Source organism: Leifsonia sp. SIMBA_070 (genome assembly GCF_046534635.1).
In the GTDB taxonomy this organism is placed as follows: Bacteria; Actinomycetota; Actinomycetes; order Actinomycetales; family Microbacteriaceae; genus Leifsonia.
Window position 1 is genome coordinate 1 of record NZ_JAWRYK010000820.1, and the last position, 243, is coordinate 243.

At 40.7% G+C, this 243-nt stretch carries 1 protein-coding gene; it reads right to left on the reverse strand.

Features of this window, described 5'->3' with window-relative positions; genetic code table 11:
* A partial coding sequence (locus SB754_RS22505; RefSeq protein ID WP_410784494.1) for a hypothetical protein occupies positions 1–243 on the reverse strand: 243 nt, incomplete at both ends.

Sequence of the window (243 nt, forward strand, 5' to 3'; positions counted from 1 at the left end):
CCATTTGCCTTTTTATAAATAATGTTTGCAATCGGCTCTCCTTTTTTTAAAAAGATAGCAGGCATCAGGTCGCCTTTTTCTAGTTCATCAGGTGGTCTTAAAGCTATGATTGCAATATCTTTCAACTGCTTCTCACTCCATCCGTCCTTGCCCCTTTTCCCTATTCCCCGATAAATGTCGTACTCATCCCAATTTAATCCGAAGCTAGTCAGTATGTCTGAATGAACCTCACGGAGGTCAAAT